Annotated in this window: 17 protein-coding genes and 1 riboswitch; of the genes, 7 read left to right on the forward strand and 10 right to left on the reverse strand. The window is 46.4% G+C overall.

Going from position 1 to position 26,049, the window contains the following annotated elements:
• Window positions 1-9: 9 nt before the first annotated feature.
• The 6 genes from BO18_RS06400 to metK form a co-directional block, all read right to left on the reverse strand.
• Window positions 10-1,605, reverse strand: coding sequence for a helix-turn-helix domain-containing protein (locus BO18_RS06400; protein ID WP_034444634.1), 1,596 nt, complete (start codon window positions 1,603-1,605; stop codon window positions 10-12).
• Window positions 1,598-3,079 carry a sensor histidine kinase gene (locus BO18_RS06405; protein ID WP_034444637.1) on the reverse strand — a complete coding sequence of 494 codons (1,482 nt, stop codon included), beginning with the start codon at window positions 3,077-3,079 and terminating at the stop codon, window positions 1,598-1,600. Before BO18_RS06405 ends, BO18_RS06400 begins: the two co-directional genes overlap by 8 nt.
• Window positions 3,072-4,160 carry a sugar ABC transporter substrate-binding protein gene (locus BO18_RS06410; RefSeq protein WP_034444640.1) on the reverse strand — a complete coding sequence of 363 codons (1,089 nt, stop codon included), beginning with the start codon at window positions 4,158-4,160 and terminating at the stop codon, window positions 3,072-3,074. Before BO18_RS06410 ends, BO18_RS06405 begins: the two co-directional genes overlap by 8 nt.
• A gap of 102 nt (window positions 4,161-4,262) precedes the next feature.
• Complete coding sequence (gene pfkA / locus BO18_RS06415; RefSeq protein WP_034444643.1) at window positions 4,263-5,231, reverse strand: 6-phosphofructokinase; 969 nt, start codon at window positions 5,229-5,231, stop codon at window positions 4,263-4,265.
• Between the two features lie 80 nt (window positions 5,232-5,311).
• A complete protein-coding gene (locus tag BO18_RS06420) occupies window positions 5,312-8,851 on the reverse strand; it encodes a DNA polymerase III subunit alpha (protein WP_034444646.1) in 3,540 nt (1,179 codons plus the stop codon).
• A 127-nt stretch (window positions 8,852-8,978) separates the two neighbouring features.
• Window positions 8,979-10,169: a methionine adenosyltransferase gene (metK, locus tag BO18_RS06425; protein WP_034444648.1), complete on the reverse strand. Its 1,191-nt coding sequence runs from the start codon at window positions 10,167-10,169 to the stop codon at window positions 8,979-8,981.
• Between the two features lie 87 nt (window positions 10,170-10,256).
• A riboswitch (SAM riboswitch) is annotated at window positions 10,257-10,387 on the reverse strand.
• Window positions 10,388-10,653: 266 nt separating this feature from the next.
• Here metK and BO18_RS32490 point away from each other — a divergent pair.
• Entirely contained in the window at window positions 10,654-11,442 is a 789-nt protein-coding gene (locus BO18_RS32490; protein WP_051688542.1) for a hypothetical protein, read from the forward strand.
• 448 nt (window positions 11,443-11,890) lie between these two features.
• On the opposite strand, the gene BO18_RS34265 is transcribed toward BO18_RS32490, so the two are convergent.
• The gene (locus BO18_RS34265) at window positions 11,891-14,779 is read right to left on the reverse strand and encodes a Tex-like N-terminal domain-containing protein (RefSeq protein ID WP_330379445.1); all 2,889 of its coding nucleotides are present in this window, start codon (window positions 14,777-14,779) and stop codon (window positions 11,891-11,893) included.
• Window positions 14,780-14,960: 181 nt separating this feature from the next.
• On the opposite strand from BO18_RS34265, the gene BO18_RS06440 reads away from it, so the two are divergent.
• The 4 genes from BO18_RS06440 to BO18_RS06455 all read left to right on the forward strand — a co-directional run bounded on the left by BO18_RS06440 (window position 14,961) and on the right by BO18_RS06455 (window position 18,629).
• A complete protein-coding gene (locus tag BO18_RS06440) occupies window positions 14,961-15,305 on the forward strand; it encodes a hypothetical protein (RefSeq protein ID WP_034444650.1) in 345 nt (114 codons plus the stop codon).
• Window positions 15,306-15,381: 76 nt separating this feature from the next.
• Window positions 15,382-15,921 carry a hypothetical protein gene (locus BO18_RS06445; RefSeq protein ID WP_034444652.1) on the forward strand — a complete coding sequence of 180 codons (540 nt, stop codon included), beginning with the start codon at window positions 15,382-15,384 and terminating at the stop codon, window positions 15,919-15,921.
• Between the two features lie 20 nt (window positions 15,922-15,941).
• Window positions 15,942-16,664 carry a DUF975 family protein gene (locus tag BO18_RS06450; RefSeq protein ID WP_034444653.1) on the forward strand — a complete coding sequence of 241 codons (723 nt, stop codon included), beginning with the start codon at window positions 15,942-15,944 and terminating at the stop codon, window positions 16,662-16,664.
• A 6-nt stretch (window positions 16,665-16,670) separates the two neighbouring features.
• Window positions 16,671-18,629, forward strand: coding sequence for a glycoside hydrolase family 2 protein (locus BO18_RS06455; RefSeq protein WP_034444655.1), 1,959 nt, complete (start codon window positions 16,671-16,673; stop codon window positions 18,627-18,629).
• Window positions 18,630-18,763: 134 nt separating this feature from the next.
• On the opposite strand, the gene BO18_RS06460 is transcribed toward BO18_RS06455, so the two are convergent.
• Entirely contained in the window at window positions 18,764-20,131 is a 1,368-nt protein-coding gene (locus BO18_RS06460; protein WP_034444658.1) for an MATE family efflux transporter, read from the reverse strand.
• Window positions 20,132-20,294: 163 nt separating this feature from the next.
• Between BO18_RS06460 and arcC the strand changes: the two genes are divergently transcribed.
• A complete protein-coding gene (arcC, locus tag BO18_RS06465; RefSeq protein WP_034444660.1) occupies window positions 20,295-21,233 on the forward strand; it encodes a carbamate kinase in 939 nt (312 codons plus the stop codon).
• Between the two features lie 43 nt (window positions 21,234-21,276).
• On the opposite strand, the gene clpX is transcribed toward arcC, so the two are convergent.
• Entirely contained in the window at window positions 21,277-22,872 is a 1,596-nt protein-coding gene (gene clpX / locus BO18_RS06470; RefSeq protein ID WP_034444662.1) for an ATP-dependent Clp protease ATP-binding subunit ClpX, read from the reverse strand.
• A 91-nt stretch (window positions 22,873-22,963) separates the two neighbouring features.
• A complete protein-coding gene (locus BO18_RS06475; RefSeq protein ID WP_185752361.1) occupies window positions 22,964-25,519 on the reverse strand; it encodes a hypothetical protein in 2,556 nt (851 codons plus the stop codon).
• 37 nt (window positions 25,520-25,556) lie between these two features.
• Here BO18_RS06475 and BO18_RS06480 point away from each other — a divergent pair, with 37 nt between their 5' ends.
• Window positions 25,557-26,045: a DUF402 domain-containing protein gene (locus tag BO18_RS06480; RefSeq protein WP_034444664.1), complete on the forward strand. Its 489-nt coding sequence runs from the start codon at window positions 25,557-25,559 to the stop codon at window positions 26,043-26,045.
• Window positions 26,046-26,049 lie beyond the last annotated feature (4 nt).

The following is a 26,049-nucleotide window of genomic DNA, read 5'->3' on the forward strand; positions in this document are numbered from 1 at the left end:
TCTCCAAGTTCAGCACTTTTCTTTGTATTCAGTAGGAGTTACCCCCACGTTCTTCTTAAAACTCCTGCTGAAGTAGTTGGGATCCGTATATCCACAGGAAACACAGATCTCTTTTATAGAAAGGTTCGTGGTCTCCAAAAGCTCTTTTGCCTTATCGATCCTGATGTTGGTCAGGTACTCAATGAAGTTAAGGCCGCTCTCCTCCTTGAAGACCTTGCTGAAATAATAGGGTGAAATGTTCACAACCCTGGAAACATCGTCCAGGGAAATATCCTTGTCATAGTGGTCCTCGATGTACTTCTTGGCATTCCTTATGATGTCTCCGGACCTCTCCTCGCGCTTGCTGACTACGTTTCTGCAGGCGCTGACGATCTTGTCCGTAAACCAGGTCCTGATCTCCTCGGGAGTTTCCAGTTCCATGATCTGAGGAAGGTAATCCTTTCTTCCGGAGTAGTGATAGGTCTGGCCGCCGTTCTGATAGGCCAGGTGCTCAGCGTAAAGGGCAAACTCCAGGGCCTTCAGCCTCATGGACATCAGGTCTCCATCAACTGCTCTCTGGCACATCCAGTCTGCATACTTCTCTGTCATCACCTGAGTCTCGTTCAAATCTCCTTTGGCAATTGCCTCAAAAAGAGGCTTTTCCATGTTCTTGGGATAGTCATCCTCGTAGTCACAGCTGATGACCAGATCATCCACGTGAGCAACAGAACCGGTTGTAGCGATAAGGGCGTTGAGCGCCTCCCTGTAGGAATCCCCAAGTTCCCTAAGGGGCTTAACTCCGCCGATGCCGACTCTGAAGCTGATGTCGGTCTTCTTCCGAAGAGCTCTCACCAGATCTCTTGCCCTTTCAATAAGGTCAGTTCTTTCGTTGTACTCCAGCTTCTCCTCGCTGCAGGGGATCAGTATCGCAATCTTGTTGGACATGACGTTACCGACCTTGCACTTGAAAAGAGATTTTACCTCCTCACGGATCTCGTGGTACTTGCCGGAGATCTTTACTGAGGTTCCGATGGCGTTGGTCATTCGGTTTCCCTCTTGAGAGTCTCCGCAGACCAGAGCCATCATGTATCCGAAGTTTTCATTGATGCTAAGGATTGTCCTGTAGCTGTCGATGTCTTCATCAAAATGTTCCTGCAAAAGTATGTCGTAGATAAGACCGTTCTCGATAATGGGCTCTACGGTCTCAAGTTTCTCTTTTATAAGAAGCTCGTTGCTTCGCTTTTCTCTTTCGCCGTCGATCTGGTCCATAGCTCTTTTCAGAACTGATATGACCTTGGTCTTCTCCATGGGCTTGGTTATGTATTCCATAACTCCCAGGGCTATAGCTTCCTTGGCGTAGTCAAACTTGTCGTAGGCGGACATGACGATGAAGACTGTGTTGGTGCAAAAAGCCTTCATCTCCTTGATTGCATCAATGCCGTTAATGCCGGGCATGTGGATGTCGATCACTGCTATGTCAGGCCTAAAGCGCTCCGCCAGCTCGATGACACTTCTGCCACTTTTTGCGCACTCTACCTGGCAGCTGTCACCGAATTCTTTTTCTATTATGAACTTCATGGAGTCGATAACGATTCCCTCGTCATCAGCGACCATCACTCTATACATTCTTTTCCTCCAATGGAAGGTAAATTATTACTTCACAGCCCTTGTTCTCACCGTGACTGATGATGCGAAGGGCGTCGTCATTGTTTGCAAATATCCTGATCCTTGAGATAACGTTGTCCATTCCGATTCCGTTGTTGTCGTAGCTGTCCTCAATGTGGTCAAAGCTTCCGCTAAGGAGCTGATCTATGGTCTCCTGGCTGATGCCCTTTCCGTTATCCCTGATGCTGATGCATACATTGGAATCCTCACGGTAAACACGAAGCGTTATCTTGCCTTCACCAGCCATCTCTCTGATGCCGTGATTTACTGCGTTCTCAACGATTGGCTGCAGGATCATGCTTGGCATAACGTGGTCTAAAAGTCTTTCATCAACCTGCTTCTCGTAGCCGATATCTCCGGAAAATCTTACGTTCAAAATCTGGATATAATTGTCAACCAGGGTAACTTCATCCCTGATGGTCACGTCATTTTTCTGGCTCTGTACATTATACCTGAAAAAGTCTGCTACAGTCTGCACATATTCATAGGTCCTGTCAGCCCCTTCCATCATAGCAAGCTGGGCTCCGGCATTTAAGGTATTGAACAGGAAGTGCGGATTTATCTGAGCCTGAAGGTATTTTAGCTGGGCGTCTTTAAGGTGAGCTTCCATCAAAAGCTCTTTTTCCTGCATGTAACGCTCCTTCTCCATACTCTCTTTTAACTTCTCGATGTAGTCCTTGATGCTGACCACCATCTTGTTGAAGGCGTTGATTACTATTCCAACCTCGTCGTGATAAAGAGCTGGCGGGATGTTGGCGTCAAAGTTTCCGCCTGCCACCTCGTCTGCGGAATCAGCCAGGTTCTTAAGAGGCATGATGATAGTCTTTACAAAACTGGATACCACAATAACATTTCCTATCATTATAAGGGTCATTACCGTGATGGCTATGGTCTCAAATCTTCTGAATGCCCTGGTGAGCGCCAGGTAGTTTTCGGAGTTGATTACAAAGAGCTCCAGGTTAAGGCTGGTGATATAGTCATCAATATCCTCATAGAGTCTTGTACTACTCTCATAGTAGGTCCTGTATTTTTCTACATTTCTTCCTCTCTTGGCCTCAATGGTCTGGGCAACCTCATCCAGATAGTTCTGGGACATGTTCCTGATATTCCTCTCCATTCGGTTGAAGGAAAGATCAGTCACGGTATCATCCAGGGTCTGGATCAGATCCGAGAAGGTCTGGGCATCCCTGTAATAATCCTCCAAAGACTCACTGGTCTTGGAGCTTAAGTACACGGTCATGGAATCCTGAACACTGGTAAGGGCCTCTGACAACTGATTCAGATAACGGTTGTCCTGATACACCAGCTCCATATCCCGTGACATGCTGTTAATACCAAGGATCAAAAAGATATTTACGATGAAGATAATGATGTTAACAAAGACGCAGACGCTTATGATCTTATACTGAAGGGGACGGTTTAAGAATTTATTCATCTTCCTCCTCCTTCAAAAAATCTGCAACGTTGTCCTGATTGATAAGGGTCACGTCCGCAAGATAGTATTCACTTGTGTTTCCAAACTCATAGTAGTCAGAAAGGGCTGATACGCTGTACTGCCCTAGCTGTGCAGCATCAATGGCGATGGTTGCATAGACGCCCCCACGCTCAATGGCATTAACTATTGCCTCAGAGTCATAGTAGCCAAGGATACTCACTTCTCCTACCTTATTAAAGTCAACTACTGCCTGATAGGTACATACAGTGCTAAGCTCGTTAAGGCATACTATTACATTGGGAATATCATCACCAAGGAAGATATCCCTTATGGACTCCTCCACGGAAAAGTTGTTGGTATTGTCTACTGCGACGATGGATACAGCAAACTCTGAGTCCGTTACGTTGTTCTGATTTATCGCATCCTGAAGGCCCGAGATGATGATGTTCTGTCCTGCATCCTGAGCGTCAGCTCCAACAAGGACTGTGATCTTGACCTGAGTTCTGTCTTCTATGGTCTCAGACTCTATAAGCTCTTCACGTCTCTTTTCCTTGATGATATCAATGATCTGGCCGCCGTACATCTTGCCGATACTGTAACTTCCGACGCCCACAAAGCTGAGTCTGTCTGACTTGGTGCAGTCTCCATAAAGAGTAACTACCGGGATTCCTGCATCCACGGCCTTATTGATGAGCCTTGACATCTCCAGGGTCTCACTGGCATAGACGATGATTCCGTCAACCTTGGAAGCAATGGCGATTTCCATCAGTTCCTCCTCAGAGTAGTCCTTGGAAAACTGTTCGCCAAAAAGCTCCACATAAATGTTTTCTTCCTGGGCAGCTTCGAAGGCGCCACTGTACACCGACTTCCAGAAGTCTGACTTATAGTTGTCGGTTATCATGACGTAGTACTTGTCGTAAACCCTTGACTCTGCCTGCTTAACCGGATCTGATTTGTAGAACCTGAAAAAAAGTGCCCCTGCGATGAGAGTCACCAACATGAATACCAGAGTCAGCATCAGAATGAGATACTGCCTGCCTATTTTTTTCTTGTAGATTTCTTCTTCCCCAATAATACTCATAAGGAAATTTTAGCAGATGCCCCCAAATAGAAAAAGTGGACTTTATTGTTTTGGTAAAAACCATAGCAAAAAAATCCACTCACTGTGTTCTGTATTAAGTAATTAAAGGATACGAGCGATCTCGTACATGTACTCGTTGATGTTCTTCTTCATTGCAAGAGCCTCGTCGATATCGTAATCAACGAACTGTCCGTTGCGGTAAGCAACTACACGGTTTGTCTTGCCTGCTGTAAGAATATCTGCTGCGTAGCATCCCATCATTGATGCATATACACGGTCCTTACATGTTGGGCTACCACCACGCTGCATGTATCCAAGGATTGAAGCTCTTGTCTCAAGACCTGTAGCAGCCTCGATACGACGGGCCATAGATGTTGAATGTCCGATACCCTCAGCATTGATGATGATGTGATGTGTCTTACCCTTCTTACGGTTATCGATGATGTTATCGATAATGCGCTGCTCGTTGTAGTCATACTTCTCAGGAAGAAGGATGTCATCAGCACCATTAGCGATTGCGCACCAAAGAGCGATATATCCTGCGTGACGTCCCATAACCTCAACGATACTTACTCGCTCATGAGATGATGATGTATCACGGATCTTGTCGATAGCTTCCATAGCTGTGTTGATGGATGTATCGAAACCGATTGTGTAGTCTGTACATGTGATATCCAGGTCGATAGTTCCGGGAATTCCTACTGTGTTGATGCCCTGAGCTGAAAGCTTCTGAGCTCCGCGGTAAGAACCATCTCCACCGATAACTACCATTCCATCTATTCCATACTTACGGCATATCTCAGCGCCCTTAGCCTGACCTTCAGGTGTTGTGAACTCCATGCAACGTGCTGTTCCAAGGATTGTACCACCACGCTGAATGATATCTGCAACGCTCCTTCTGTCCATGTCGATGATCTCCTCATTAAGAAGACCCTGATATCCCTTCTTGATACCCTTAACCTTAAGGCCGTTAGCAAGGGACTTACGAACAACTGCACGGATCGCAGCATTCATTCCAGGTGCATCGCCACCACTTGTAAGTACGCCGATTGTCTTGATCTGCTTTGCCATAATTAATTCCTCTCGTTACATTATTAACGTTTCTAACTTTATTATACTAGCGCAAACACTTTTTTTCTGCAATGAAAATTTTACTGAACTTTGATGTTTTCCTCACCAAAGGCATCGCGAAGCGTATCAAGGAAAGCTTTGTCGGCCTTTACAGAGAACTGTCTGCCGTACTTTTTAACCTGCCTTGTATCTGTGAGATAAACAGCTATCTCATCGGATCCGTCACTTCCTGCAATGAGGGTGTCAATCTTGCCGGAAACAGCATCAAATGCAGCCTTGTCAGGAAGCCTTATCCAAACTGTCTTCGGAACCTCTTCGAAGGTAGTGATGCGGTTGGCGATCAGCTTGGCATCCCTATCCTCCTCCACAGAAACCTTTCCTTCTATAAATACCTTGGCGTCGGCATTAAGCCTTGGGGCATTGGCCTCGTAGGCCTTAGGGAATACAATGACTTCCACAGCACCCACCATGTCTTCCAATGTAATGAAAGCCATGATCTGGTCATTTCTTGTGTACTTTATCTTCTTATCTGTAATGATACCGCCGATCACTGCATTTGCATCATGCCTTACAGCAGGCGCCTCGCCATCTTCTCCAATATAGAAGTCCGTGGTGGTGTTGGTGATCTTTCTTTTCCAAAGATCCATGTACTCCTCAAGAGGGTGACCTGAGACATAGAACCCCAGAACTTCCTTCTCAAACTCAAGAAGCAGCTCCTTGTCAAACTCACCCACGTCAGGAAGCGGGATCTCATACTGGCTCTTATTTTCAGCTCCTGCTATATCAAAAAGAGATATCTGTCCGGCCATACTGTTCTTGCCGGCGTTATGGAGCTGATCCATGATCTGGCCGTAGATGGTCATCTTCTGCTTACGGGTTCCCTTGAAGCAGTCGAAGGCACCGGCCTTGATAAAGTTCTCTATGGCACGCTTGTTAACATCTGCGCTTCCATCCTGCATTCTGGTAAGGAAGTCGTTAAGGTCTTTAAACTGGCCTCTTGCCGCGCGCTCTTTTACTATAGCGGAAATGACCGGGCGTCCGACACCCTTTATGGCTGTCAGGGCATAGCGGATGACCTTCTTCTTGCCGGGAGCAGTTGTGATGACACTTCCTGGGATTGGCTTATCGCCTTCCTCCGCGTCAATCTCTGCAACGGAAAAGCCCTCGTAACCCTCGTTGATATCAGGTGGCATAAGCTTTATTCCCATGTTGCGGCAGCTCATGATGTAGCCGGAGACTTTGCCGGAGTTATCGATAACTGAAGTCATCAGCGCTGCCATGAACTCAACAGGATAATAGTACTTAAGCCAAGCAGTCTGAATAGCAACTACCGCATAACAGGCTGCGTGGGATTTGTTGAAGGCATACTTGGCGAAATCCATCATGGAATCGTAGATGGCGTTGGCCACCTCAGAACTGATGCCCTTTGATGCACAGCCGGGAACGCCTTCTTTGGGATTACCGTTTACAAAGTTGGCGCGCTCCTGCACCATGACATATTCTTTTTTCTTACTCATGGCACGGCGAACCAGGTCCGCACGTCCCAGGGTATATCCGCCCAGCTGCTGAACGATCTGCATAACCTGCTCCTGATATACGATACAGCCGTAGGTGGGCTTCAGGATTGGCTCAAGCTCAGGAGTCTGATAGGTGATGGAGCTGGCGTCGTTCTTTCCTGCAACATATTTCGGAATGAAGTCCATTGGTCCCGGACGGTATAAAGATACTCCCGCGATGATATCCTCCAGTGACTGGGGCTTAAGTTCCTTCATGAAAGCCTGCATTCCTGCAGACTCCAGCTGGAATATACCGTCGCACTTTCCGCTTCCGATATAATTTAAGACATTCTGGTCATTGTAATCTATTTCATCTATATTAATGTAGTTTGCATCTCCGGGCTTTGCGCCAAGAGATCTGTTGGCAAAGTTAACAGCATCCTTGATGACGGTAAGGGTCCTAAGGCCCAAAAAGTCCATCTTAAGAAGTCCCAGCTCCTCAACAGTAGTCATGGTGAACTGGGTTGTGATGTTACCTTCTGCTGACCTGGAAAGAGGGATCAGATCCTCCGCCGGGTCACGGCAGATAACCACTCCCGCTGCATGGATGGAAGTATGGCGAGGAAGTCCCTCAAGCTTTTTACACATGTCGATGAGCTTATGGGTGGTTTCATCCTCCTCATACTGCTTACGAAGCTCGGGGTTCATCTCCAGAGCCTTTTCAAGAGTGATGTTCAGCTCTGTTGGCACCATCTTGGATATCTGGTCACCATAGCTGTAGGGAAGATCCATGACGCGGGCAACATCCCTGATAACACCCTTTGCAGCCAGTGTTCCGAAGGTGATGATCTGAACAACCTTGTCTGAGCCATACTTGCGGGTTACATAATCTATGACATCCTGCCTGTGTTCGTACTCGAAGTCCACGTCTATATCGGGCATGGATACACGCTCAGGATTAAGGAATCTCTCAAAGAGAAGGTCATACCTTATAGGATCGATATTTGTAATATGCATGCAGTAGGATACGATACTTCCTGCTGCAGAGCCTCTTCCCGGACCAACAGCGATACCATTCTCACGGCAGTAATTTATGTAGTCCCATACAATAAGGAAGTAATCCACATATCCCATTCGCTGGATTACAGAAAGCTCGTAGTCCAGGCGCTTTTTCAAAGTTCCGTCATCGTCGGGGTAGCGCTCCTTAAGACCATCGTCGCAAAGCTTGTTCAGATAAGACCAGGAATCATATCCTTCCGGCACTTCGAAGTGCGGGAGTTTGGTGACTCCAAATTCTATCTCTACATTACATCTGTCAGCAATCTTCTGAGTATTATCAATCGCCTGCTGCGCGTAAGGGAAAAGAGCTCTCATCTCTTCTTCGCTCTTTACATAGTACTGACCACCTTCGTAGCGCATACGGTCTTCGTCAGAAACCTTCTTGCCGGTCTGGATGCAAAGAAGAAGGTCATGGGCCTCAGCATCATCGGCATAGGTGTAGTGGCAGTCGTTGGTTGCAACCAGCGGAATATCCAGCTGATCAGACAAAGCAAGGAGTGTATTATTTACCATGCGCTGCTCGGGGATCCCGTGATCCTGCAGTTCAAGGAAAAAATTGCCATGGCCGAAGATAGCATCCAAACGCATTGCCGCCTCTTTTGCCTGGTCGTTCTTACCCTTTACGATGTTCCTTGGAATCTCTCCTGCGAGGCAGGCACTGAGAGCAATTATACCCTCGTGATATTTCTCCAAAAGCTCCATATCTACTCGGGGCTTATAGTAATAACCCTCAGTAAATCCGCGGCTTACGATGTGGGAAAGATTCGCATAGCCTGTGTTGTTCTCAGCAAGGAGCACCAGGTGGTAGTACCTGTCATCTGAGGCAGAAGTTTCTTTTTCAAAACGGGAGCCGGGAGCCACATAGACCTCGCACCCTATGATGGGATTGATTCCCTCTGCCTTGCAGGCCTTGTAGTAATCGATAACGCCGTACATAACTCCGTGGTCAGTAATAGCCCCGGCAGTCATGCCCAGGTCCTTAAGGCGCTTCACATATTCTTTTATCTTATTGGAACCGTCCAAAAGAGAGTACTCAGTGTGGACGTGAAGATGAGCAAAAGCCATTTTGTTCCCCCAATACCCGATTAATTCAATAGAAAGATTATAGCATACGGCAAGTGACATAAAAAGGACAGGCAGTCTAAGTGACCACCTGTCCATGACATTCTGTCGATATTTCTTTTACCAAATATTACTGTACTGCTGCCTTAAGCTCTTCAACCTTATCTGTCTGCTCCCAAGGAAGGTTCAGATCGTTGCGGCCGAAGTGTCCATAAGCTGCTGTCTGCTTGTAGATAGGACGACGAAGGTCGAGCATCTTGATGATTCCTGCAGGACGAAGGTCGAATACCTTTCTAACTGCCTCTGTAAGCTTCTCATTAGAAACCTTGCCTGTTCCGAATGTATCAACAAGAACTGATGTAGGCTGTGCAACACCGATAGCGTATGAAAGCTGGATCTCTGCTCTGTCAGCAAGGCCTGCTGCTACGATGTTCTTTGCAACGTATCTGGCAGCATATGCAGCTGAACGGTCAACCTTTGTGCAATCCTTTCCTGAGAAAGCTCCGCCGCCGTGACGAGCTGCTCCGCCGTAAGTATCAACGATGATCTTACGACCTGTAAGTCCTGCATCACCCTGAGGTCCGCCGATTACGAAACGGCCTGTAGGATTGATGAAGATCTTTGTGTTAGCATCAACCATTGTCTGGTCAACAACTGCATCGATAACGTACTTTCTGATGTCAGCGTGGATCTGCTCCTGAGTAACCTTCTCATCGTGCTGAGTTGAGATAACGATAGCCTCAAGTCTGATTGGCTTGCCGTTCTCATCATACTCTACAGAAACCTGGCTCTTTCCATCTGCGCGAAGGTAAGCAAGTGTTCCGTTCTTTCTAACCTCTGTGAGTTTCTTTGTAAGCTTGTGTGCAAGGCTGATAGCGTAAGGCATAAGCTCCTCAGTCTCGTTTGTAGCGTAACCAAACATCATACCCTGGTCGCCGGCACCAATTGCCTCAAGCTGCTCATCTGTCATGTTGTTCTCTCTAGCCTCAAGAGCCTTGTCAACACCCATAGCGATGTCTGCAGACTGCTGGTCAAGAGCAACCATAACTGCACATGTGTTTCCATCGAAGCCCTTTTCGGAGCTGTCGTAACCGATCTCGCAAACTGTCTCACGAGCGATCTTAGCATAGTCAACAACTGCTTTTGTTGTGATCTCACCTGTGATGAGAACGAAACCTGTGCAAGCTGTTGTCTCGCAAGCAACACGGCTCATTGGATCCTGTGCCATGCATGCATCAAGGATAGCATCAGAGATGTTATCACAGATTTTGTCGGGATGTCCTTCAGTAACTGATTCGGATGTGAAAATAAACTTATCCATTCTTTTTCCTTTCTTGCGCTTTGCGCCATAAAATAAGAAATCCGCTTGTTGCGTGCACAAACAAGCGGAACTGACCAATTTCAGATCCTCTTATTGCTCGTAAGGTTTCTGCAGTTGAAGCAGAAGCAGTTGCACGCTCAGGTTGGCACCTTCCTCATGATCCAAGGGGTTGCCGTGGCTTCACAGGTCCTATGTACCTCCACCACTCTGAATAAGAGAACTAGTTAAAATATAATTGCTAAGCGGACATATATCTGTCGTCCGTTAAGCAATGATACCCTATAGCATAAATAAAATCAATAGGATAATTTGAAAATTTTTGTTAATTATGGTATATTGGCCTTCGATGTTTCTTTTTATGGATGGGTCTCATCCATTTCTGCTCGGATTCTTCCGGCTTTTTCGCAGAAACATTCCATTATTAAAAGCTAGAGTGAGTGAATCTTTATTTCGGTTTTTATGAATTTTAAAAGGAGGAAAGTATTTGAATCAAACTGAATATTTTAAGGACCGTAAAGCTGTGCTAGAGAAGGAGATTGCGGAATTAGAGCGAGAGATAGCTCTTTTGCCGGAAGGGTGTTTGACAATCAGCAAACGACAGAGAAAAGGAAAGGAGTATATTTCATATTATAAAGAGGTCAAAACAAGCGAAGGAAAACAAAAAATATATCTTTCCAGAGAAAAGGTAGACGAAGCCAAGATTTTAGCGCTTAAGGCTTATAAGTGGAGAATGCTACAGGATAATAAAAATGAATTGGAAGCCATAAAACATTATCTGAAGTACAGGATTAACAGTCATTACCTGGAAATGCTAAATCCTTTATCGCCATACAGACCGTTGCTTGTCGACGGCAAAAGCACCCCGGAAATATGGGAATCAGAACCATATGAAAAGTCTAAGGATCATCCAGAACACCTGATAGTTAAGGCACCAAAAGGAGAATTTGTCCGTTCGAAATCAGAGGCAATGATAGCGCAGGTATTATATACCAAAGGCATCCCTTATAGATACGAAAACATTCATGATATAAATAGGGTAAGTATAGCCTCTGACTTCACTATTATGAATCCAAAGACAAGCGAAATAAAAATATGGGAGCATTTTGGATTATGCGACAAACCATATTATCAGTCCACGATAGACTTCAAGATGCATCACTATATTAGAGCTGGTTATCTTCCAGGCCATAACCTGATTCTTACTTATGAGGATGAAGCGCATCCACTAAGCTTTATCGAAGTTGAAGAACTTGTGAAGAAGCATTTTTCATGAGTCTTCTTATAAAAATGCTTATTTGACCGAAAAGTTTTATCGGAGATAAAGGGTACTAATGTGATTTTCATGGGTAAATAGATAAAAGAAACTAATTATTTGAAAAAGCAATCCAGATAGCAGCTAAAGGCAATGATTTTTTCATAGGTAAAAGGCAAAATAACATTTATGATACGAAAAGAGCTAAAGGAGAGCAATTAAGCAAACCATTTTTTCAGGGGTAAATCCAAAAACAAACTTCTTCAGATGAAAACGCTATAAGATGTCGCAATAAACTACGACTAATTTGAGGCCACCAATATACTAATTTGCATAAATCGCCCCAGGCGGTGGAAACCGAGGATCATTTGATCTTCAAACACACGCCTGGGGCGAAATAAATTTTTATGAAATTCGCAAAACTAGCGATATTTCAGCGCCGAAAACTACTGAAGCTGCTGCGCCATTGTTAGTCGTTGGCGTTGCCCTTGAAGATTACGATGCCTTTCTTCTTGAACTTCTTGGGGGCTTCGGAAGCTGCGCCATCGGATGCTGCGGACTTTGCACCGGGAGCTGCGTCACCGGCAGGTCTTCTGGCAGATGAGGTTGCTGCTCCGGGCCTTGCTCCGGGAGCTACACCTCCGGCAGATTCAGGTCTGCGAGCGGAAGAGGTTGCTGCTCCGGGTCTTACATCAGATGCTGATGCAGACTTTGTTGCTGCGCCGCCAGACTTAGCCGCAGCGCCAGCTCCTGCACTGCTAGCAGGCTTTCTGGTGATTCCGGCTTCCTTGGCCATCTGATCTACAACAGAGGTGCGCTTTGGAGCTGCCTTCTTCTCTTCCTTTACTGCCTTTGGAGCAGGTCTGGAAGCTGCCTTTGCTGCTGCCTCTGCAGCAACCTTGGCAGGATCCTGAAGCTTCATGGTAAGAGAGATTCTCTTCTTATCAAGCTCTACATCAAGAACCTGGACATCCACAATATCTCCAACACTGACAGCCTCAAGAGGATGCTTGATAAACTTGTCTGTGATGTGGGATACGTGTACCAGTCCGTCCTGGTGAACACCTATATCAACAAAACACCCAAAGTCGATTACGTTTCTTACTGTGCCCTTAAGGATCATGCCAGGCTTAAGATCCTTCATATCAAGGACATCGCTTCTAAGGATTGGAGCTGGCATGTTCTCACGAGGGTCACGGGATGGTTTCTCAAGCTCTGAGAGGATATCTGTAAGAGTGATCTCACCGATTCCCAGCTCCTGAGCAAGGGTCTTCTTCTCAGCCTCGGTAACCTTCTTGGAAAGAGATCCGGCCACCGCGCTACCTGCGCCTGTACCACCACCATTTCCACCAGCGCCATTTGCCCCGGAACCTGAGCCATTTCCGCCATTTCCATTTCCGCCCTTACCGGCATTCTTGCCACCAAAACCATCTGCTGAGCCAGCACCATCATCCACAACTGCAAGATCACTTCCTGCAAGAGCTGCTGCAAGGGCTGCTCCCATGGCTGTACTTGTATTACGGATAACCACCTGCTTAGGCTTCTTAGGTGGACGTGGCTTACTCTCTGACTTTGCTGCCGGCTTCTCAATAGCAGCCTTTGCAGCATTCTTCTGAGCTTCGCGAACATCATCAAAGGTGATGCCAAGCTTCTCCATGAGTTTCAAAGTAGCTTCGTAGGACTCAGGGTGAACACTGGTTGCATCAAGAGGATTCTCTCCGTCTGCGATCCTTAAGAATCCTGCACACTGCTCATAAGCCTTAGGTCCAAGCTTAGGTACATTCAAAAGCTCAGCACGGCTCTTGAACTTACCGTTCTCTTCCCTATAATCAACGATATTCTTAGCAATAACCTTGCTGATTCCTGAAATATACTGAAGAAGTGGAGCTGATGCAGTATTGAGGTCAACACCAACCTTGTTAACGCAGTCTTCAACTACGCCCTCAAGGGTCTCGCCAAGCTTCTTCTGATTCATATCATGCTGATACTGACCAACACCAATGGACTTGGGATCGATCTTAACAAGCTCTGCCAGAGGATCCTGAAGTCTTCTGGCAATAGAAGCTGCACTTCTCTGTCCAACGTCAAACTGAGGGAACTCCTCTGTAGCCAGCTTACTTGCTGAATAAACTGAAGCACCAGCCTCGTTAACAATAACGTACTGAAGTGGTCTGTCCAGCTCCTTGATAAGCTCAACAATAACCTGCTCAGACTCTCTTGATGCTGTACCGTTACCAACAGAGATAAGGTCTACATCATACTTATCAATAAGCTTCTTAAGATCTGCCTTGGCCTCCTCAACCTTGTTCTGAGGCGCTGTAGGATAGATAACCTTTGTATCAAGTACCTTTCCTGTGGCATCAACGATAGCCAGCTTGCAGCCTGTTCTGAAAGCAGGGTCCCATCCAAGGACAGTCTTTCCTGCTATAGGTGGTGCCATAAGAAGCTGAGTAAGGTTCTTACCAAATACAGTGATGGCGCCATCTTCAGCCTTCTCTGTAAGCTCGTTCCTGATATCACGCTCGATGGCAGGAGCTATGAGTCTTTCGTAAGCATCCTGGTTGATCTCTTCAATAACAGGAGTCGTTACAGGATTGTCTTTTGTGATCATCTTCTTATTGAGGTACTGAAGGATCTGCTCCTCAGGAGCCTCAATCTTAACCACAAGGAACTTCTCTGCCTCACCTCTGTTAAGGGCCAGAACTCTGTGTCCAAGCACCTTCGTAAGGGGTTCCTCATAGTCATAGTACATCTCATAAACGGACTGGGCCTTCTCATCCTTCGCCTTACTGGTGAGCTTGCCCTGCTCCATTGTTGCTTCTCTAATATATGTACGGAAATCGGCATTATCAGACACTTCCTCAGCGATGATGTCCATGGCACCCTGAAGCGCATCTGCTGCATTTTCAACGCCCTTCTCCTCATCAACAAAGGCTGCCGCCTCATCTAAAAGAGCTTTCGTAGTCTCCTGAGCCTTCAGAATATCTGCCAGTGGCTCCAGTCCCTTCTCTCTTGCCACAGACGCCCTGGTCTTTCTCTTTGGTCTGTATGGAAGATAAAGGTCCTCGATGGCAACCATGGTCTCAGCTGCAACAATCTTTGCTCTGAGCTCATCAGTCATCTTGCCCTGTTCCTCGATGGATGCAAGAACCTGTTCCCTTCTCTCCTCAAGGCCTCTAAGGTATTTGAGCCTCTCGTCCAGATTACGAAGCTGCTCGTCGTTAAGTGAGCCGGTAACTTCCTTTCTGTACCTGGAGATGAATGGGATGGTATTACCCTCGTCAATGAGCTTGACTGCTGCCTCCACCTGCCATTTTTCTACGTTTAATTCCTCTTTGATCTTTAAGATAATGTCCATAAATCCCTCTTAAATTTCGATAAATTATTCGTGAACAAAACACACTTCCTTATTATACCAAGCATTTGAGGCAGTTTTCAAGACTGTGCCTCCACTCCCCAAACCCGCGCAAACATTGATAAAAGTGCATTAGTATAGTAAAATTTATAGTAAGAATGAGGTTTTGTGAGGAAAAGTATTGATGGGAGATAAGCATACAGTAATGGCAGGCAATGCCCTGGTGCTCGGACTGGTTTCCATTCCTCTTTGTTTCTTTTTAAACATTGGAACAATTGTAGGTGGAATCGCCATAGTTCTGGCCCTGCTTAGCAAGGGAACCATGGAGAAGCTCCTTCCCCAGGCCAAGAAAGCCATTATCTACGGTACTTTGGGACTGGTAATTGGATACGGTGTGTTTGCATATGATCTTTATGCAGTCTTTACCAAGCCGGAGTACAGACAACAGCTCAATGTTATGTCAGAGCAGATGAACGGCATCAGCTTTGACGACATGCTTAAGGAACTGGGCATCGAACTTGACAATTGATGTTCCATCCGGGCATGTTGATCTTTCGTCGCCGGATTTATAAGAGTCACAAGCAGGCGACAGGAAAGAGGTGCCTATGAGTATGATCGGTGCAATAGGTGGCGGATACGGTGCATATAACAGCGCATATGCCATGGGTATGAGCGCAGGAATGTCCGGAGCAGCAACTTCAAGTGCAGCAGCATCTGAAGCAGAGGGGCCCAAGGCCATACTTAATCCCGGTGAATCCACCAAGACCAATCCGGGCAAAAGAGTTTCTCCTGCAGAATGTGAGACCTGCAAGAACCGCAAGTATCAGGACGGTTCTGACGAGATGGTTTCTTTTAAATCAGCACAGCATATAGCCCCACAGGAAGCCGCAGCCAGAGTTCGTGGCCATGAGGCTGAACATGTGAGTAACGCATATAAAGACGCAGCACAAAAGAACGGTAAAGTCCTTCAGGCATCTGTATCCTTAAAGACCGCAGTATGCCCTGAGTGCGGACGTACCTATGTGGCTGGTGGGGAGACCAGTACAAAGATAGCTTACAGTAACGAAGACAATCCTTATGTAAAGGCGAGAAAAGCCCTCAACAAACAGGGCCTTTTAGGAGCAAATGTTGACCTCGCCGGATAAGGTGGGGGAGCATTTACTTAATGGGTAATTACAAATCAACAGCAGAGCTTAAAGGAATCGCAAAGGAACAATCCCTTGGCAAATATGGGACACTTATTGGCGCCAACGTACTTATCTTCGCCATTCAGCTTTTGGTGTCCGGCATCACAACTGTTTCCACCAGCGGAAGCATCATAATCGTAATCATCAACAACCTTATATCGCTTATAGTGAATATCCTTCTGGGGCTTCTTATGTCCGGCAAGGCTTATCTTTATATGAATCTTTTGTATTCACAGCCCGTGGCTACTTCTGACATTTTCTTCGGTTTCAGACAGCAGCCCCAGAAGGCCGTGGTGATCCAGTCAGTCTTTGTGCTTGTGGATTTCCTTGTGAGCATCCCAGCTCAGATCTTCATGATCCTTTACATCAACAAGCCCTCAGCAAACCTGATGGCAGCCATGATCTTTGCACTGGCTATTGGGATCATTATCAACGTCTATATTTCACTGGTTTATTCCCAGTCATTTTTCATCCTTCATGATTTCCCTGACAGGTCAGCAAAAGAGATACTGGCTACCTCCAGGCGTCTCATGCAGGGCAACAAATTCAGACTCTTTTACCTCGATGTTTCATTTATCCCTCTCTACATCCTTGGATGTATCGCCATGTTTGTGCCACTTCTGTGGATCGGCGTTTACAGATACGCAACCTCCTGCGCATTCTATCAGGATCTCATCTCTGTCGCAGGACAAGAAAGGTAAATTCTTATGGATCTCATTGATGCCATCAAAGCTATCGATAAGCCACATGAGGACGATGTCCTTAACAGGCTCTTTACTCCCTGGGGTGAGAAGCTTGATAAGGACAACGTTTTAAAGGAATACCCTCGTCCCCAGTTCGTCAGGGACAGCTACTACAATTTAAACGGCTACTGGGATTACTGCATCACTGACAAGCCCTCTGATTTTAAGAACGAGAGCCTCAACGCAGCTTTCGCCGACGAGATTCCCGCCCAGATGGACGGCCAGATCCTTGTTCCCTTCTCCCCGGAAGCCATTCTCTCCGGAGTTGAGAGACGTCTTTTACCGGACCAGATCCTTTGGTACAAGAGAGCTCTTCCCGATATTCCAAGAACTGAAACCACATCGAGATTTCTTTTGCACTTCGGCGCTGTTGACCAGTTTGCCGACGTGTTCGTAAACGGCAGCTACGTGGCTTCCCACAGCGGCGGATACCTGCCCTTCACCGTAGACATCACCGATTATCTGAATCTATCTGAGGATAAAAGAGCTTTAAGAGACAATGTCCTTACTGTCAGAGTGACCGACACCAGCGACTCCTCCTACCACAGCAGAGGAAAGCAGACCCTAAGGCGCGGCGGAATGTACTACTCCTGTCAGAGTGGAATCTGGCAGACCGTATGGATGGAGGAAGTTCCACATACTTATATAAGAGAGCTTCGGATACGCCCTGAGAGCGACCTTAAGACTCTTTCCATTGAGGTTTCAACCAATCTTCCAAGCAAGGTTACAGTGAAGTTCCCGGGACATGAGATGGTGAAATCACCGGAGTCTGCGGATTCTTACGAAACTGCATTCACAGGAGACTTTTCTTTTTCATCAGACACATACCCAAGCGTTGGGGAGGACCACTCCGCCCAGGATCCAAGCTACTATCACTTCACCTTTGAGCTGGAGGATCCCCATCTTTGGAGCCCGGAGGATCCTTACCTTTATCCTCTGCAGATCTATACTGATTCGGACCATGTGAACTCCTACTTTGCCATGAGGAGTTTTTCCGTAGAGCCGGACGAGAAGGGGATAAATAGGTTCTGCTTAAACCACAAGCCTTACTTCCTTATGGGAGTTCTGGACCAGGGCTATTGGCCTGACGGGCTTTACACCGCCCCTTCCGACGAGGCACTGATTTTTGATATCAAGGAGATGAAGCGTCTCCATTACAATATGCTAAGGAAACACATCAAGGTTGAGGCTGCCAGATGGTACTATCACTGCGACCGTCTGGGCATGATCGTTTGGCAGGACATGGTCAGCGGAGGTTCATCCTACGCAAAGCCTGTTGTTTCCTACCTTCCAACTCTCTTCCCCAAGGTCTTTGGCCGTATGTCCGACGGACCTGCTTATTACAAGACCTTTTCTAGAGGCTCCTCTGAGGGGCGCAGCGAGTGGTTAAAAGAGATGAGGAACACGATCCGCTATCTCTATAACGTGCCAAGCATCGGCACCTGGGTTCTTTTCAACGAGGGCTGGGGGCAGTTCAATGCTGCAGGAGCCACCATCATGGCAAAAGAGATTGATGCCTCAAGGCCAATTGATCAGGCCAGCGGATGGTTTGATGAAGGAAGCGGAAGCTTCAGAAGTGTCCACAACTACTTCAGACCTCTTTCCGTAGAAATCGATAAAGCCGGAAGAGCCTTTGTGATCTCTGAGTACGGCGGACTTGCCTGCCACCTGGATGGTCACAGCAGTGTCGACAGGATCTACGGTTACAAGAAGTATGCCACCCTTGATGATCTGGGAGTTGCCTACTACAACCTTATAAACGGAGACCTGAAGCCCCTTATAGCAAAGGGTCTTTCCGGTGCAGTTTACACGCAGCTTAGCGACGTGGAGGAAGAGGTCAACGGCCTTATCACCTACGACAGAAGGATAACCAAGGTTAATCCGGATCTTGATCCGCACATGACATCTCATATTAACGAATAAAATCAGACTCAAAAGTCCCTGTGAGACTCCGGGTCTATGCAAATCACACAACATTTTCAGATATGCTTGCGTAATTTGCACAGATTCAGAGCCCCACAGGGACTTTTTAGAATCTGATATCAGAAACAGGCATCTTAATAGACTTCCACCTGTCCGTCAAATATTCTTTTTAACTTGTTCTTGACTGATATGTAGGCCGGGATAAGGAACGCATCCGCCAGGATCCATGCCACAGGACTTGCAAAGCATGCAGCAGGGAAACCAAATATCGGGATAAATACTACCGCGATGATTGTCCTACCTACAAGCTCCATAACTCCTGCCAGGACTGCAAACATTGAAAAGCCCATACCCTGGATAAGGAATCTCACAATGTTCACCAGGGCCAGAGGGATATAAAAGGCACTGTTTATTATGAGATAAAGATGAGCATTATCAAGGCAGGCAGTATCTGAAGGATCCAGGAATATCAGTGCAAAGGTCCTTCCAAAGAAGTACAGCACGATGAATCCCACAAGTGCGTATGCACAGCCAAGCTTAACAGCTGCCACAAGGCCCTGCTGAAGGTGCTCCAGCTTCTTGGCTCCCACGTTCTGTCCGCCGTAGGTTGCCATGGTAGAACCAAGGGCATCAAAGGGGATACAGAAGAACATTCCAACCTTGGAAGCTGTGGTCACTGCAGTAACTGCGTCAAGTCCAAGACTGTTGATAGCAGTCTGAAGGATAACACTACCAATAGCAGTTACTGAGTACTGAAGTCCCATTGGTACACCCATGTTGAGAAGAATGGCAAAGTGAGATCTGTCTCTTTTCCAGTCTTCCTTTGTAAGCTTCAAAAGATCTATCTTCTTAATGATAAATACAAGGCACATGATCCCGGACATAGCCTGAGATAGTACTGTAGCAAGAGCCGCTCCGGCAATACCCATGTGGAGAGGCACGATAAATAAAAGATCCAGTCCGATGTTTATAACTGATGCGATGATGAGGAACTGAACCGGGTGCTTACTATCGCCAAGAGCTCTTATGATTCCGGAAAGAAGGTTGTACATATATGTAACCGGAATGCCAAGGAAGATCACGATGATATAACCGTAAGCATATTCAAGGGCATCCTCAGGAGTTCTCATGGCAACCAGGATCTGTCTGCAGTTTAAGCTGACAACTACTGTCATTACAGCTGCAAAGATGGCAGAAAGCATAATGGCATGAGTTACGAATTTACGCATGCTCTTATAGTCTCTGGCGCCAAATCTCTGTGCTACAGGGATTGCAAAACCATTGCACACTCCCATGCAAAATCCCATTATAAGGAAGTTTATAGCGCCGGTCGCTCCTACTCCCGCATAAGCCTCTTTTCCCAAAAAGTTAGCTACGATGGCGGTATCTATTATGTTGTAGAGTTGTTGGAAAAGCATTCCCCAAAACAGGGAAAGGGCAAAGCCCAGTATCAGTGACATAGGATTGCCGACCGTCAGGTCCTTAATATTCGTTTTCTTCATAGGTGATTAGTCTAACTAGTATCTTATAAAAAAGCAAGAACATTTTTGCCAAAATACAGTAACCAAAAGTCCTAAATACAATGGCAAATTGCACATATCTTCTTCCAAAGTCCGTGCAAATGGGGTAAAATAAGGTATCTAACCACAGGAAAGAGGACAGATTATGGAAAACGTAAAAGCAGTAGTTTCTCTCGGCCATGAAGCTCTTGGTATCACCACCAACGAGCAGATGAATGCCACAAAGGTAACTGCAAAGGCTCTGGCAGACCTGATCGAAGCCGGCTATCAGCTGGTCATCACCCACTCAAACGGTCCCCAGGTCAGCATGATCCATAAGGCAATGACCGAGCTTCACAGAATGTATATCGACTACACAGCAGCTCCTATGTGCGTGTGCAACGCCATGAGCCAGGGCTACGTAGGCTACGATATCCAGAACTCACTTAAGACCGAGCTTACAAGCCGCGGAATTTCAACTCCTGTCAGCACCATCCTCACACAGGTTACAGTTGATCCTTACGACGAAGCATTCTATGCACCAACCAAGGCCATCGGTCGTAACATGTCCAAGGAAGACGCCGACAATGAGGTTAAAAAAGGCAACTTCGTAAAGGAAGAGCCTGGCAAGGGCTACAGAAGGATCATTGCAGCTCCAAAGCCAATCGACATCGTTGAGATTGATGCCATAAGGGCTTTAGTTGATGCAGGCCAGGAAGTCATCGCCTGCGGAGGCGGCGGAATCCCTGTAATCCAGCAGGGCCACGTTCTCAAAGGCGCATCTGCTGTCATTGAAAAAGACGCCATCGCCGGAAAGCTTGCTGCTGACCTTAAGCTGGACAGACTCATTATCCTTACATCTGTTCCTTACGTATACAAGAATTTTGAGACTCCCGAAGAGGAGCCCATCCAGAAGATGACTGTTGCTCAGGCAAAAGAGTATATCGAGATCGGAGAGTTTGGCGAAGTAGATATGCTTCCTAAGATTGAGGCAGCAATCGAATTCCTTGAGTCGAACCACGATGGTTCAGTTCTCATCACTTCCCTCAGCACCGTTGGAGATGCACTTAAAGGGAAGGCCGGAACCTTCATCACTTACGCATAAAACAACGGGGAAGCCCCAGGGCCTCCCCGATTATTTTTTATCCTCAGACCTGAACGGCCTGTTCTTTATTAAATTCAGGAAGCTTTGGCTGTATGCCCTCTCCTCTTATCTCGATGAGTGGCGAAGCCTTTCCCTCTATGTAATCCCTTGTGATAGTCACGCGACCAATATTGTCGTCCTTAGGGATCTCGTACATGATATCCAGCATGAACTCCTCAATAATAGCGCGAAGAGCTCTGGCTCCGGTCTCCTTCTCCATGGCTTTCTCGGCGATGGCCTCAAGGGCTGAGTCGTCGAATCTAAGATCCACTTCATCCAGGGCAAGGAGCTTCTGGTACTGCTTCAAAATAGCATTCTTGGGTTCCTTTAAGATCTGCACCAGCATCTCTTTTGTCAGAGCCTGAAGAGTACAGATGATAGGAAGACGTCCTAAGAACTCAGGGATCATTCCAAACTTCTTAAGGTCATCGATGGTCACATTGGTAAGAAGGTTTGGATCGTCCTCGTACTTATCCTTTAGGTCAGCGTCGAAACCAATTGAGGTCTGCTTATTAAGTCTCTGAGTGATGATCTCCTCAAGATCCGGGAAAGCGCCGCCACAGATAAAGAGGATGTTCCTTGTATTAACTGTTGCAAGAGGAACCATAGCGTTCTTGCTTCCTGCGCCAACAGGAACTTCTACGTTTGAACCCTCAAGAAGCTTGAGCATTCCCTGCTGAACAGACTCACCACTTACATCCCTTGAAGTAGTGTTCTTTTTCTTGGCAATCTTATCAATCTCATCAATAAAGATGATTCCGTGCTCAGTCTTTTCCACATCGTTGCCGGCTGCTGCCAAAAGCTTACTTACTACACTCTCGATGTCGTCACCGATGTAGCCCGCCTCAGTAAGGGAGGTTGCATCTGCAATTGCAAGAGGCACATCAAGGAGCTTAGCCAGGGTCTTAACCAGGTAAGTTTTTCCACTACCTGTTGGTCCCAGCAAAAGAATGTTGGACTTCTCGATCTCTATCTCATCCATGGTGTCTGTTGCCACTCTCTTATAGTGGTTGTAAACCGCCACAGACATAACCTTCTTGGCCTGATCCTGACCGATTACATAGTCATCGAGCTTTTCCTTGATCTTGTGAGGAGCAGGAATGTTCTTTATGTCAAATACAGGCTTAGCACCCTTTTCACTCTTTTTCTTGATCTTCTGTGAATTAGGGATTCCGCCACCAAGATTATCCTTGTTGTCTCCGCCCATCCCAAACAGACCGAAGTTAGGGAAACTTCCTGTGTGCTTGTTCAGCTCATTCATCAGGTTCGGATTGTTCAGCATGTTCTGATAATCAAACTGGCTCACAGCATCCATGGTCCTGTGCATACAGTCGTCGCACACACAGATGTTGTTAGGAAGATGGAACATCTTTCCCGCCTTACTCTCCGGACGCCTGCACACAAAGCACACATCTTCGAACTGAGGCTTATCATCTCCATCGCCATTGTCCTTGCTGTCAGTGCTGCCAGTCTCTTCAGAAGAGTTTCTCACTTCGTCTTTCTTTCCAACCTCGCCACTTTTGGTTCCGTCATCCACAATATCTACTTTCTCATCATCAGTGACTTCTCTGAAATCAAAGTCATCATTATAATTACTCATTCTTTTCCATTCCTTTAATCGTTGTTACCACACCACTTGCTGACAATTATATTCTGTTGTTAGATTGTACACAAGTTAATTTTCTATAAACTCATCGCTTAATATAGGTGATGAAGTGATTTCCGTTCTCAGAGAAGAGCTTGTCGGAATCATTCATGCCGTACTTGTAGACCTGTCCGGTCTGAGGGTTGCACAAAACCGTGTTAAGATCATTAAATCCAATTACCAGCATGGCCTGGCCATCATTTAAAAGAGCCATCACCGGTATATCCTGGTTCACATAATAGAGCATCGAGTTAAGTGGGCAGCCATCCAGCTCAAGCACCTGATAATCGGGCAGAGAGCTCTTTAGAATGCTGACAACACTGTCACCTCCAGCCAGCAGAGCCTCCACATTCCTGTTAACTCCTTCAAATCTCAGGATAAGATCCAGGCATACAGCCACGTAATCTATGGTGGTAATGTCCTCGTAGCTCTCGGCAGTCCTTGTAATAGACATGATCTGGTTGGACTTAAGGAGATTTCCCTTGTACCATACGTAGTCGTTGTCATCTCCCACAACAACACCCGGCGCATTCCAGGCAAGGCTTACAGCATCCGCAGGATCAGTGTAGATTCCCTCGATGCCAGTAAGACCGTAAACATAATAGAATGGCTTTTCTTTTACATCCCTCTCGATTTCAGGCTTCACATTTCTGCTGCCCTCAAACAAAGTCTGGTTAGGTGTAAGCACACGAAGCTGCTTGGACTTGATATCATTCTTGGTGGTTATCTGAACAATCTTTTCAAAAACATCTACGGAAACCACGGAAAGAGTGTTGCTTCCGGCTTCTTCCTTCAAGGTGCTCATGATCTGATCATCGTAGGTTGAAACATAAGAAGTTCCCTCCTCGTCCTTCATAAGCCTTGAAAGCTTGATCTGGTTTCCGGCTATGGTCACACCTGTGACATAGATTCCATCAGGATGGTAGTTCTCCAGTACGTTCCCTTCCTGATCCTCGATCTTCAGGTTGTACATAGGATAGATAGGATTGCCCATGGTATCGGCGCCAATATCAGAGCCATGGCAAAGTCCGTACACCAGATCCTCTCCCATGAATCCAAGGAGGATAATGTAGTCCCCAACCTGAGCCTCAATAGAAGACTCTGACCTGGTATTGAGGTTCATAAGGCTGATACTCTTTAAATCCTTCTGCCATGCAATAGTGCTTTCTGATTCAGAAATCTCGTACTGACCAGCCCCAATGTTATCCACCACTGAGCTTGCTGTCCTTCCCACCAGATCGATGGCGTAGATATCCTGATCCAGCATAGCGTAAAAGACATCTGAACTGCTGACATAGGCTATTGCCCCAACATATTCACACAGAATCTGGGCAGACTGGGTGCTCTCCACAAAAGCCTGCTCCTCCACTGCATTAATGGCAGTGTTGTAATCATAAACAGCAATGCCCACTTCACCCTCATGGCTTCCACGGTTCATGTAGCCTGCCACAGCAAACTTCACATTTCCTGCCTCGTCCACATTGAGGATCTTGATAGAGTGGTCATCCCATCTTGTTCTGGCATCGTCATTGTCCGTATCATAGAATCCAAAAAGATACGCCAGCTTATTCTCTGAGTTATTGAACATATAAAGCCTGTTCTCGCTGACAAAAGCAAAGGCTGATCCGCCGCTGCTCTCCACCAGCTGAAGCTCAGGATCTGAGATGTTAAGTCCGATTGTGTTTGTTCCTACAGCATAAGAAGAGGAATCAAACATGTAGTTCATGGTCCTCTCATAGTTCAAAAGGTATATCCTGTCTGAGGTGTACCTAACCCTGAAGGCCTCGGTGACATTGTAATTCCTGCTAACTGTACCATCCTTAACCGTCACCCTGTACTTAAGCTCGTAGCTTCCAGTCTGGGAATGAAGGTCCGTTACATAAACCTCCGGCTCAGTGTGCTTGGTAACATTAAGATCACCCCAGGTCACCTGGCTGAAGCTGCTGTGGATGTTGACCTTATTGAAGGTAGTGTTGTCACCCTCAGAATTGGACTCCAGATATTTTGCATATTCCTGGGCTTCTGTCTTACTAAAGGTAGCCTCTGAGAATCCCAGAACAAATTCCAGCTCCTCATCAATATGGTACCTTGAATCTGATTCGGTCCAAACGAATCTTGTATAGAATCTGGTCCTGCCCAGGTCAGTATCCATAAGCATTACCAGCATGTATTCCTTGTCGGAGGTGATAAGGTCTTTTAACTGAAAAGAGCCTTCGATGATACCGTTAGTTTCCTTGTAATCCACCAGGTCTGTGCTCTCAACAAGACTCTTTCCGTCGATGCTTCTGACTTCAAAAGCAAGATTGTAGGCCTTTCCACCGAAGGTGTCCACCTTGTAGTTCACCACTCTGTCGGCTCCAATGGGCATGATGGTTCCGCGATAGTAGCTAAGATCCAGCTCGCTAGTATAGCCATGTAACGGGTTGATCTCATCACTTCCGCTTACAAGAGTCACCATAGGAAGTGTAGCCTTTGACATGGGCGCAGACATATCCGCGTTATCTCCATTGGAGAACTTACTTACCACAAAGATACCGATAAGCAGCACCAGTACAAAGTATGCAGATTTAATTATTGTTAGTCTAATTGGATGTTCTCGCATAATTGACTTTCAATTTTAGTAAGAGTATTATTTTTGTATGAAAAATCTAACTTTATTTCGTAAGCGCTTCATTCCAGATGAATGCGTCGAACTAAAAGATGATGTCATTCTTAAGCAGACCGATTCTACGATTGTGACCAAATGGAAAACCATTCACGACCGGTCTGACTTGTCCAGCGGTTATTCCTGCTATTACCTTGACAGAGGCTATAAGATCAGCAAATTCCTAAGGAGCGACGGCTCTCTCCTTTGCTGGTACTGCGATATCATCACCTACGAAGAGGATACTGAAAAGAACTCTCTTCTTGTGATCGACCTTCTTGCGGATGTAAAGATCTATCCCGACGGTCGAATCAAGGTAGTTGACCTGGATGAACTTTCCGAGGCCTTTGAGAAGGGTCTTATTGACCAGAGCCTTCTTAAAAAGAGCCTGCTCTCCCTGAACAGGCTCCTTAATGAAATCTATTCAGATGGTATATCGCCACTGGCTGCTCCCATTGAGGAACTGGTTGCCCAAGGGCTATAGTTCT

This window comes from Butyrivibrio sp. AE2032 (assembly GCF_000702965.1).

Coding starts and splice junctions, on each gene's coding strand:
- BO18_RS06400 (WP_034444634.1), bottom strand. CDS start 1,605: ATGTATAGAGTGATGGTCGCTGATGACGAGGGAATCGTTATCGACTCC.
- BO18_RS06450 (WP_034444653.1), top strand. CDS start 15,942: ATGGGTAATTACAAATCAACAGCAGAGCTTAAAGGAATCGCAAAGGAA.
- BO18_RS06460 (WP_034444658.1), bottom strand. CDS start 20,131: ATGAAGAAAACGAATATTAAGGACCTGACGGTCGGCAATCCTATGTCA.
- pfkA (WP_034444643.1), bottom strand. CDS start 5,231: ATGGCAAAGCAGATCAAGACAATCGGCGTACTTACAAGTGGTGGCGAT.
- BO18_RS06480 (WP_034444664.1), top strand. CDS start 25,557: ATGAAAAATCTAACTTTATTTCGTAAGCGCTTCATTCCAGATGAATGC.
- BO18_RS34265 (WP_330379445.1), bottom strand. CDS start 14,779: ATGGACATTATCTTAAAGATCAAAGAGGAATTAAACGTAGAAAAATGG.
- BO18_RS06475 (WP_185752361.1), bottom strand. CDS start 25,519: ATGCGAGAACATCCAATTAGACTAACAATAATTAAATCTGCATACTTT.
- BO18_RS06405 (WP_034444637.1), bottom strand. CDS start 3,079: ATGAATAAATTCTTAAACCGTCCCCTTCAGTATAAGATCATAAGCGTC.
- clpX (WP_034444662.1), bottom strand. CDS start 22,872: ATGAGTAATTATAATGATGACTTTGATTTCAGAGAAGTCACTGATGAT.
- BO18_RS06440 (WP_034444650.1), top strand. CDS start 14,961: ATGGGAGATAAGCATACAGTAATGGCAGGCAATGCCCTGGTGCTCGGA.
- BO18_RS06410 (WP_034444640.1), bottom strand. CDS start 4,160: ATGAGTATTATTGGGGAAGAAGAAATCTACAAGAAAAAAATAGGCAGG.
- BO18_RS06420 (WP_034444646.1), bottom strand. CDS start 8,851: ATGGCTTTTGCTCATCTTCACGTCCACACTGAGTACTCTCTTTTGGAC.
- metK (WP_034444648.1), bottom strand. CDS start 10,169: ATGGATAAGTTTATTTTCACATCCGAATCAGTTACTGAAGGACATCCC.
- arcC (WP_034444660.1), top strand. CDS start 20,295: ATGGAAAACGTAAAAGCAGTAGTTTCTCTCGGCCATGAAGCTCTTGGT.
- BO18_RS06445 (WP_034444652.1), top strand. CDS start 15,382: ATGAGTATGATCGGTGCAATAGGTGGCGGATACGGTGCATATAACAGC.
- BO18_RS06455 (WP_034444655.1), top strand. CDS start 16,671: ATGGATCTCATTGATGCCATCAAAGCTATCGATAAGCCACATGAGGAC.